The sequence below is a fragment of the Streptomyces sp. NTH33 genome (assembly GCF_003236365.1).
In the GTDB taxonomy this organism is placed as follows: domain Bacteria; phylum Actinomycetota; class Actinomycetes; order Streptomycetales; family Streptomycetaceae; genus Streptomyces.
Genome location: NZ_POTZ01000287.1, coordinates 1 through 9426 on the forward strand (window position 1 = coordinate 1; position 9426 = coordinate 9426).

The following is a 9426-nucleotide window of genomic DNA, read 5'->3' on the forward strand; positions in this document are numbered from 1 at the left end:
CCGCAAGGTCGCCCACGGCATCCGCGCCCCCGAGCCCCGCGTCGCCGCCTCGATCGCCCACCAGGCGCTCGCCGCCCGCCTGTGGTCGGCCGCGCTCGGCTGCGCCGTGCTCCACGGCCGGGCCCCCGACCTGCACCCGCGCCTGCTGCACTGGGACCCGGCCGCCGGAGCCCCCGACGACCTCTGGCTCACCGAGGTACGCGCACGCCCCGGGGACGCGGACACGGTCGCGGACCTCGTCCTGCACGGCCACCTCGAACCGCTGGCGGCGGCCCTGCGCGCCCGCCACCGCCTCGCGCCCGGCCTCCTGCGGGGCAACGCGGCCTCCGCACTGGCGAGCACCGGGCGCCTGCTGGAGCGATGGGCGCGCGACAACGGCCGTACCGGGGCCGCCGACCGGGCCCGCGAGCTGACCGCGCACCTCCTCGCACACCCGCTCCTCGACCGCGCCGGCACCCTCACCGAAGCCGTCTTCCGGCGGCGCAGCTGCTGCCTCTACTACCGGGTCCCCGGCGGCGGGGTCTGCGGCGACTGCTGCTTCTCACGGCCGCCGCGCTCTTCCCCACGGGCCGCATCCGGGTGACCATGAGAGCGACCGGCCGCCGAGACCAGGAGGTTGCGGGTGCGAGTGGGACTGCTGACCCGGGAGTACCCGCCGGACGTGTACGGCGGTGCGGGCGTCCACGTCGAGTTCCTCGCGCGGGAGCTGCGGGCGCTGGTCGACCTGGAGGTGCACTGCTGGGGTGAGGCCTCCTCGGCGGAGAAAGCGGCCGGCGTCGTACGCCACCGGCCCTGGTCCGCGCTCGACGGCGCCAACGACGCGCTGCGCACCTTCTCCGTGGACCTGGCCATGACCGCCGCCCTTCAGGGCTGCGAGCTGGTTCACTCCCACACCTGGTACACCAACCTCGCCGGCCACCTCGGCAAACTGCTGCACGGCGTGCCGCACGTGATGACCGCGCATTCCCTGGAGCCGCTGCGCCCCTGGAAGGCCGAACAGCTCGGCGGCGGCTACGCGCTGTCCGGCTGGGCCGAGCGCACCGCGATCGAGGCCGCCGACGCGGTGGTCGCCGTCTCCGCGGCGATGCGCGAGGACATCCTCGCCTGCTACCCGGCGCTCGACCCGGCCCGCGTCCACGTCGTCCACAACGGCATCGACACCACCCTCTACCGGCCGGACCACGGCACCGAGGCCCTCGACCGGATCGGCCTCGACCCGGACCGCCCGTACGTGCTGTTCGTCGGCCGCATCACCCGCCAGAAGGGCGTGCCCCATCTGCTGCGCGCGGTGCGGGACATCGACCCGGCGGCGCAGGTCGTGCTGTGCGCGGGGGCGCCCGACACACCCGGGATCGACCGGGAGTTCCGGGACCTGTACCAGGAGCTGAGCCGCAGCCGCGAGGGCGTGCACTGGATTCCGCGGATGCTGCCGCGCCCGGACGTGATCCAGCTCCTCACCCACGCCGCCGTCTTCGTCTGCCCCTCGGTGTACGAGCCGCTGGGCATCGTCAACCTGGAGGCGATGGCGTGCGGCGCGCCCGTCGTGGCCTCCCGGGTCGGCGGGATTCCCGAGGTGGTCGAGGACGGCCGGACCGGAGTGCTCGTGCCCGTGGACGACGGTTTCGAGACGGGGCTCGCCCGCGCGCTCGACTCGGTGCTCGCCGACGCCGGCGCCGCCCGCCGGATGGGCGAGGCCGGACGGCGGCGCGCGGTGGAGGAGTTCGGCTGGGACGCGGTCGCCCGGCGCACCGTGCGGCTGTACGAGGAGGTCCTCGAACAGGCTTAGGCCCCTTGCCCAGGGGCAGAAGTGAGGCAACCGGGTGAGGGGAGCGGCGATGCGTCGTGGTGGACCTTCGGTCCTCGGAATCGTCCTCGCGGGCGGTGAGGGCAAACGGCTGATGCCCCTGACGGCGGACCGGGCCAAACCCGCGGTCACCTTCGGCGGCACCTACCGGCTCGTCGACTTCGTGCTGTCCAACCTCGTCAACGGCGACATCCTGCGCATCTGCGTGCTGACCCAGTACAAGTCGCACTCGCTGGACCGGCACATCACCACCACCTGGCGGATGTCCAGCCTGCTCGGCAACTACGTCACCCCGGTCCCCGCGCAGCAGCGGCTCGGCCCCCGCTGGTACCTGGGCAGCGCCGACGCCATCCTGCAGTCGCTGAACCTCGTTCACGACGAACAGCCGGAATACGTCGCGGTGTTCGGCGCCGACCACGTCTACCGCATGGACCCGCGGCAGATGCTCCGGCAGCACATCGACGGCGGCGCGGGCGTGACGGTCGCCGGCATCCGGGTGCCGCGCGCGGAGTCGTCGTCGTTCGGGGTGATCAGCCCGGGCTCGGACGGGCGCACCGTGGACCGCTTCCTGGAGAAGCCCGCCAACCCTCCCGGGCTGCCCGACGCCCCGGAGTGCGTGTTCGCCTCCATGGGCAACTACGTCTTCACCACCAAGGTGCTGATCGAGGCACTGCAGCGGGACGCCGAGGACGACCGGTCGGTGCACGACATGGGCGGCTCGATCCTGCCCCAGCTCACCGAACGCGGCGAGGCGCAGCTGTACGACTTCAGCGCCAACCACGTGCCCGGCGAGACCAGCCGCGACCAGGGCTACTGGCGGGACGTCGGCACGCTCGACGCGTACTACGACGCCCACATGGACCTGATCGCCGAGCGCCCCGCCTTCAACCTCTACAACCGCGACTGGCCGATCTACACCCACTCCAACCAGCTCTCCCCGGCCCGGTTCGGCGCGGGCGGCATCGCGAGCGAGTCGATCATCAGCGCGGGCTGCCTGATCCGCGGGCAGGTCACCCGCTCCGTGCTCTCCCCGGGCGTCCGGGTCGATCCGGGCGCGGTGGTCCAGGGCTCGGTGCTGCACGACAACGTGCGCGTCGGCCGGGGCGCCATCGTGCGCGGGGCGGTGCTGGACAAGAACGTCGAGGTGCCGCCCGGGGCGACGATCGGCGTCAACCCCGAGCGGGACGCGGAGCTGTACACCGTCTCCAAGGGCGGGGTGATCGCCCTGGGCAAGGGGCGGCGGGTGCCGTAGCCCCCGTCCCCTCACCGTCGGCCGCCGTCGGCCGCCGTCGGCCGGTGGCGGTGCTCAGCCGCTCAGCGGCGGGAAGCGGTTCAAGGTGATCGCCTCGGCACGGCGGACTTCGTCGGCCGGGCTGAACTGCACGTACTCGGTGCCCGGCGCGGTGCGCACGGGGACGTGCCCGGGCGGGGCGTAGAAGGCCTCCCCGGCCTGGTACACCTCGTAGTGGTCGGGGTAGCGCAGGACCAGCTCGCCCTTGAAGACGTAACCCCAGTGCGGACACTGGCACCGGCCCTCCGGCAGGTCCTTGAGCAGGGGAGTGAGGTCGACGTCCTCGCGGAAGGTGCGGAAGTCCACCGTGTAGGGCTCGAGGTCCTCGGAGAGCTCGACGACCGGGCCGTAGTCCCCGCCCTGGGTGGCGGTTTGCCGGGAGACCTTGGGCATCGGATGCACTTCCCTTCCGAGAAAGAGGGCGTCGCCGCGGTTCTCGCGCGATGCGGAAGTGACGCCACCCATGGTGCGCGTCCCGCGGGCCTCCGGTCCACTTGGATCTCGGGCGGGCCGGTCGCGCCCTCCACCTGTTTTTGTCATGTCCCTGGACGGGCGACGGAATCCGTGTTGTCATGCCCACTGCTGCTCATGACAACGTTGTTCCGCACCGGACCGAACACTCCCGCACGTAAGCAGCCAACAAGAGCCGCCAGTTTCCTTCCCTCAAGGAGGATCGTGCGCACCCGTCCCAGAAACCGACTAGCGTTACTGCTCGCCGCGGTGCTCGGCCTCGCCGCGTTCACCGCGGCCCCCACCGCGACCGCCGCTCCCGACGAGGACCCGGTGGAGATCCACGGCCTGAAGGGCGACTACTACACCCACTCCGCCCCCGGTGCCTTCGACTTCCACGAGCTCAGGGCCACCGGGTTCGACCCGAACCTGGACTTCGACAACCTCGAACCCCGCCTGGCGTTCGCCACCGGACGGTCGGACGACGTCAGCGTCCGCTGGACCGGCCGGATCGTCCCGGAGAGGACCGGCGCCCACACCTTCTCGATCACCGGTGACAACGGCTTCCGCCTCTGGATCGGCGGACGGCTCGCCATCGACCACTGGGTCGACGACTGGGACCGCGAACAGACCTCCGCCCCCGTGGAGCTGACCGCCGGCCGGGCCTACGACTTCAAGGTCGAGTACTTCGAGCACTACGGCGGCTCCAACCTGCACGTCCGCTGGACCGAACCCGGAGGCACCAAGGAGCCCGTCCCGCAGTCCGTCTTCCGCCTGCCCGAGGGCTACACCTACGACGGCGCCATCGCGGCCACCGTCCTCGGCGACGGCCGCACCCTGAGGCTCGACTTCGCGCAGCGGCTCGCCCCGCCCCCCGCCGGCCTCACCGGCCACCTCCAGGCCGTGATCGGCGGCGCCACCTGGCCGCTGGGCGCCGCACGGCAGGACCCGGCCGACCCGCGCGCCCTGTTGGTGGCCCTGAAGGAGCCGGTCGTCGGCAACAAGTCCGGCACCGCCCGCGGCACCGCCGACATCCGCTACGACGGCGAGGGCGGCCTCGCCCGGGCCGACGGCACCGCGGTCGGCGCCTTCTGGAGCAGCGGCCCGAACCGCTCCACCCACGAGCTGCGCACCCCGTGGGCCGACCGGGTGGGCCCGGACAACGCCCTGCCCGAGTACCCGCGCCCGCAGCTGACCCGCCCCGACTGGCAGAATCTCAACGGCCGCTGGCAGTTCGCCCCGGCCCGGGCCGGGGAGCAGCCGCCCGTGGGGAAGACCCTGCCCGAGCGGATCCTCGTCCCCTACCCCGTGGAGTCCCAGCTCTCCGGCCTGGAGCGGCACGAGGACCGCATGTGGTACCGCCGCACCTTCACCGTCCCGGCCGGCTGGGACATCGGGCACGGCCGGCGGCTGCGGCTGAACTTCGGCGCCGTGGACTGGGAGGCCGTCGTCTACGTCAACGGCACCAAGGTCACCGAACACCGGGGCGGCTACGGCAAGTTCAGCGCGGACATCACCGACGCCCTCGAGCCGGGCCGCACCCAGGAGCTGATCGTCGGCGTGTACGACCCGACCGACGCGGCCGGCGGCGAGAACCCGCCGCTGGGCAAGCAGCGCCTGGACCCGAGCGGCATCTGGTACACGCCCAGCTCGGGCATCTGGCAGACCGTCTGGATGGAGCCGGTCGCCCGCGACCACGTCGACTCCCTCAAGCTCACCCCGGACGTGGCACGCGGCCGCCTCACCGTGGAGGCCAGGGGCGTCCGCGCCGGCGTGCCGATCACGGCGACGGCGTACGACGGCAGGCGCGCGGTGGCCACCGCGAGCGGACGCACCGGCGGACCGCTCACCCTCACCCTCCGCACCCCGCGCCTGTGGTCGCCCGACGACCCGTTCCTGTACGGCCTGAAGGTGAGCGTGGGCGCCGACCGCGTCGGCAGCTACTTCGGGATGCGCTCGATCGCCGTGGAGAAGGTGAACGGCGTCCCCCGTACGGTCCTCAACGGCAAGCCCGTCTTCATGATGGCCACCCTCGACCAGGGCTTCTGGCCCGACGGCCTGCACACCGCGCCCACCGACGAGGCCCTGGCCCACGATCTGAGGGTGCACAAGCAGCTCGGCTTCAACGCCGTCCGCAAGCACATCAAGGTCGAGCCCGACCGCTGGTTCCACTGGGCCGACCGGCTGGGCCTGATGGTGTGGCAGGACATTCCGTCCATGACCGCGGGCGTGAACCCGTCCGCCGCCGCCCGGGCGCAGTACGAGCGCGAGATGAAGGAGATGATCGACGAGCACGCCAGCAGCCCGTCGGTCGTCATGTGGGTCACCTTCAACGAGGGCTGGGGCCAGTACGACGAGGCCCGCATCGCCGAGCAGGCCAAGGCGTGGGACCCGACTCGGCTGGTCAACGGCATGTCGGGGCTCAACCTGGGAGCCGACGGCGGCGCCGGCGACATCATGGACGAGCACGGCTACCCGAGCCCCGCGCTGCCGCCCCGCCCGGACGGCGAACGGGCCCTGGTCACCGGCGAGTACGGCGGGCTCGGCCTCGCCGTGCCGGGGCACGCATGGTCGGTGCAGCAGAGCTACGTCGACGTCGACCCGGCGACGTACACCGACGACTACCTCGCCAAGCTGGACGAGGTGCGCGCGCTGGCCTGCCGGGGGAGCAACGGCGCGGTCTACACACAGATCAGCGATGTCGAGGGCGAGCTCAACGGGCTGGTGACCTACGACCGCGAGGTGCTCAAGCCGGACGCGGCACGGCTGAAGGCCGCTCAGGAGGCGCTGGTCCGCGACGCGTCGCGCGCGACACCCGCGGGTTGCCGGGCAGGCTGACCCCCAGACCCGATCATGCGGGTAGTGACGTCTTACCGGAAGGTCTTCCCGCATGAGATGGACCCGGCGCCTGCGCCTGTGCGTGGCGGGGGCGGTGGCAGCGTCCGCGCTGACCGCCGCTCCCGCCACCGCACGGGCCGCCGAAGCGCGTGACGGCCGGCTCACCGATCTGGTCGACCCGTTCATCGGCACCGCGAACGAAGGCAACACCTTTCCCGGCGCGGCCGTGCCCTTCGGCATGGTGCAGCTCTCGCCGGACACCGGTCACAGCACCGGCTACGACCACGCCCACGACCGCGTCCGCGGCTTCTCCCTGGTCCACCTCTCCGGCGTCGGCTGCCGCATCGGCGGCGACCTGCCGGCGCTGCCGACCACCGGGGAGGTCACGCGGACGGACTACGCGAAGTACGCGGTCCCCTTCCGCCACGACGACGAGCGGGCGAGCCCCGGCTACTACGGGGCCGGACTCGGCAACGGCGTCCGGGCCGAACTGACGGCGACCGCTCGCACCGGCGTGCAGCGCTACACCTTCCCCGCCACGGACAAGGCCAACGTCCTGCTCAACGCCGGTCAGGCGCTGCACCGGACGGTGTCGAGCACGGTGGAGATCCTGGACGACCGCACCGTGCGGACCGCGATCACCGGCCGCGGCTTCTGCAAGGACACCGTGCCGTACACGGTCCACACGGTCACCCGTTTCGACCGGCCCTTCACGGCGTACGGCACCTGGGACGGCGCCACCGTCACCGCGGGTTCGAGGACGGGGCGCGGGGGAGCGTACCTCCGCTTCGACACCACCCGCGACCGCGCCGTCGAGGCGACGACCGCGCTGTCGTACGTGGACGCGGCCGGTGCGGCGGTCAACCTGCGCGCCGAGGGCGGCCGTTCCTTCGACGCCGTGCGCGACGCCGCCCGGCGGGCCTGGGAGGACCGGCTGGCCGGCGTGCGGGCGTACGGCGGGGACGCCGGCCTGCGCCGCACCTTCTACTCGGCGCTGTACCGCTCCTTCCTCGCGCCCAATGTGGGCAGCGACGCCGACGGCCGTTACACCGGCTGGGACCGGCGTGTCCACCGGGCCGAGGGGTTCACCTACTACCAGAACTGGTCGCTGTGGGACACCTACCGCACCCAGGCCCAGCTCCTCGCCCTGCTGGCGCCGGCCGAGTCGCGGGACATGGCGATCTCCGTGGTCAAGGTCGCGGAGGAGAGCGGCTGGCTGCCCAAGTGGGGCTACGGCACGGTCGAGACGAACGTCATGACGGGCGACCCCGTCACCCCGTACCTGACCAACGCCTTCCACCAGGGCCTGCTCAAGGGCTACGAGGAGCGGGCGTACCGCGCCCTGAGACGGAACGCCGACGGGGTGCCGCCCGCCGGCTCCCCGGCCGTGGGCCGCGACGCCAACCCGGACTACCTGGCCCGCGGCTACGTCCCGTACGTCGAGGGGCACCGGCCGCCGAAGCCCGGCCACTCCGACTACGCCTTCGGGGCCTCGGCGACGCTGGAGTACGCCCTGTCGGACGCGATGCTCGCCCGGATGGCCCGCGCCCTCGGCCACCACGAGGACGCCGCGCGGTACACCGCCCGCTCGCGCAACTACCACAACCTCTTCGACCCCTCGACCGGCTTCTTCCGCGCCCGCGACGCCTCCGGCGCCTTCACCGGGCCGGCGGACCCGGCGCGGAGCGTCGGCTTCCACGAGGGCACGTCCTGGCAGTACCAGTGGCTGGTGCCGCAGGACCTGCCCGGCGTGACCGGCCTCATCGGCGGCAGGCGGGCCGCCAACGAGCGCCTCGACGCCTTCTTCGCCTACGACCGGCTCCTGCGGGACCCGGAGCACACCGCCCGCGACGTGTGGGTGCACGGGCCGTACGCCTACTACGACGCCGACAAGTACAACCCGCTCAACGAGCCGGACCTCGCCGCCCCGTACACCTACCTGTCGACGGGGCAGCCGTGGAAGACGGCCGACGTGGTGCGCGCCGCGCTGACCCTGTTCACCGGCGGGCCGGCCGGGCTGACCGGCAACGACGACCTGGGCACCATGTCCGCCTGGAACGTGCTGTCCTCCATCGGTCTGTTCCCGGTCCAGCCCGGCCACCCCACCTGGGCCCTGTCCACGCCGGTCTTCGAACGCGTCGACCTGCGCCTGGACCGGCGCCACTACCCGCGCGGCGCCCTCACCATCACGGCGCCGGGCACCTCGCGGGCGGACCGCTACATCCAGACGGTCGCTGCCGACGGGGTGACGCACGACCGGACGTATCTGACCACCGACGCCCTGCGGTCCCTCGGCACCCTGCGCTACACCGTGGGCCCGCGTCCCTCGCGGTGGGGGACGTCGGAGCAGGCCGCGCCGCCCGTGCTGCGGTGACGGCGACACGCACCAAAGGCCCCCTGCGTCCCGCTGCTTTCTCCGGCGGGACTTAATCTGCTGTTAACTGTGCGTAGCGTGATCGTACTTGACCGTAATCGGTCGAGAGCGGTTGACTGCAGACTCACCCACCGTCGACGCGAGGCAAGCCATTGACTCCCGACCTGCTCGCTCCCCTCGACCTGGCGTTCTGGAACATCGAATCCGCCGACCACCCGATGCACCTCGGCGCGCTCGGGATCTTCTCGGCCCACTCGCCCACCGCCGGGGCGCACGCGGCCGACCTGCTCGCCGCCCGCGCGGCCGGCGTGCCCGGCCTGCGCATGCGCATCCGGGACGTGTGGCGGCCGCTCGACCTGCGCCGGCCGCTCGCCCACGGCCTGCGCCAGCCGTTCAACTTCGGCGGCGCCGCCCGCGAGCCCGACCCCGGCTTCGACCCGCTCCACCACGTCCGGCTGCACGCCCCGGCCCGCGGCTTCCACGCCGAGGCCGGGCGGCTCATGCAGCGCCCGCTGGAGCGCGACCGCCCGCCGTGGGAGGCGCACGTGATCCCGGGCGAGGACGGCGTCTCCTTCGCCGTGCTGTTCAAGTTCCACCACGCCCTCGCCGACGGGCTGCGCGCCCTGACCCTCGCCGCGGCCGTGCTCGACCCGATGGACATGCCCGCCC

At 72.9% G+C, this 9426-nt stretch carries 7 protein-coding genes; 6 read left to right on the forward strand and 1 reads right to left on the reverse strand.

Features of this window, described 5'->3' with window-relative positions:
* The 3 genes from C1I97_RS24295 to glgC all read left to right on the forward strand — a co-directional run.
* A partial coding sequence (locus tag C1I97_RS24295; protein ID WP_111005308.1) for a (2Fe-2S)-binding protein occupies positions 1 to 583 on the forward strand: 583 nt, incomplete at its 5' end.
* A gap of 39 nt (positions 584 to 622) precedes the next feature.
* Positions 623 to 1786: a glycogen synthase gene (glgA, locus tag C1I97_RS24300; protein WP_111005309.1), complete on the forward strand. Its 1164-nt coding sequence runs from the start codon at positions 623 to 625 to the stop codon at positions 1784 to 1786.
* A gap of 49 nt (positions 1787 to 1835) precedes the next feature.
* Positions 1836 to 3056 (forward strand): glucose-1-phosphate adenylyltransferase, encoded by a 1221-nt coding sequence (gene glgC / locus C1I97_RS24305; RefSeq protein ID WP_111005310.1) that lies wholly within the window; start codon positions 1836 to 1838, stop codon positions 3054 to 3056.
* Between the two features lie 54 nt (positions 3057 to 3110).
* On the opposite strand, the gene C1I97_RS24310 is transcribed toward glgC, so the two are convergent.
* Positions 3111 to 3488: a hypothetical protein gene (locus C1I97_RS24310; RefSeq protein WP_111005311.1), complete on the reverse strand. Its 378-nt coding sequence runs from the start codon at positions 3486 to 3488 to the stop codon at positions 3111 to 3113.
* Between the two features lie 282 nt (positions 3489 to 3770).
* Here C1I97_RS24310 and C1I97_RS24315 point away from each other — a divergent pair, with 282 nt between their 5' ends.
* The 3 genes from C1I97_RS24315 to C1I97_RS24325 all read left to right on the forward strand — a co-directional run.
* On the forward strand, positions 3771 to 6383 hold the full coding sequence (locus C1I97_RS24315; RefSeq protein WP_111005312.1) for a PA14 domain-containing protein: 2613 nt from the start codon (positions 3771 to 3773) through the stop codon (positions 6381 to 6383).
* A gap of 52 nt (positions 6384 to 6435) precedes the next feature.
* Complete coding sequence (locus C1I97_RS24320) at positions 6436 to 8757, forward strand: GH92 family glycosyl hydrolase (protein ID WP_111005313.1); 2322 nt, start codon at positions 6436 to 6438, stop codon at positions 8755 to 8757.
* 152 nt (positions 8758 to 8909) lie between these two features.
* Positions 8910 to 9426: wax ester/triacylglycerol synthase family O-acyltransferase (locus tag C1I97_RS24325; RefSeq protein WP_220040857.1), on the forward strand; the 517-nt coding region annotated here is incomplete at its 3' end.

Excerpts from the sequence above, each read along its gene's own strand:
- glgC (WP_111005310.1), top strand. The coding sequence starts at position 1,836 with ATGCGTCGTGGTGGACCTTCGGTCCTCGGAATCGTCCTCGCGGGCGGT.
- C1I97_RS24310 (WP_111005311.1), bottom strand. The coding sequence starts at position 3,488 with ATGCCCAAGGTCTCCCGGCAAACCGCCACCCAGGGCGGGGACTACGGC.
- C1I97_RS24320 (WP_111005313.1), top strand. The coding sequence starts at position 6,436 with ATGAGATGGACCCGGCGCCTGCGCCTGTGCGTGGCGGGGGCGGTGGCA.